The sequence below is a fragment of the Rhodoplanes roseus genome (assembly GCF_003258865.1).
Classification (GTDB): Bacteria; Pseudomonadota; Alphaproteobacteria; order Rhizobiales; family Xanthobacteraceae; genus Rhodoplanes; species Rhodoplanes roseus.
Map to the genome: position 1 here is coordinate 1 of NZ_NPEX01000711.1, position 324 is coordinate 324.

A 324-nucleotide genomic window follows, 5' to 3' on the forward strand; every position below is an offset into this window, starting at 1 on the left:
TGCGCTGCATGCACGATCTCCTTGCGAGCACCTGCGATGTTGTCGGCAATAAGTTCGCCGTCCTGAGGAGGTGTCGACGGGTCGCTGTCGCCGATGAGGATGAGAACGTCCGCCTTGATCGCGGACAGGGTGGGACGCAGATCCATGTCGCGGATCGCGGCGCAGCAGGCGGCATAGCCATCAGGTTCGGTCGCCCGGATCTGCTCTGCGATGCGCTCCACTTCCTCCGGATTGTCGCGGCGAAAGGTGGCTGTGAACCAGCGTTCGGTGACGCCGTCGACCAGGGCTTCCATTCCGTTGTCAGTGACGGCCTTGATGCGCTCG

Annotated in this window: 1 protein-coding gene; it reads right to left on the minus strand. The window is 63.3% G+C overall.

The features are described from left to right. Positions 1-293, minus strand: a 293-nt coding sequence (locus CH341_RS32075; protein WP_483475702.1) for an alpha/beta hydrolase, incomplete at its 3' end; no start/stop codon positions are given. Positions 294-324 lie beyond the last annotated feature (31 nt).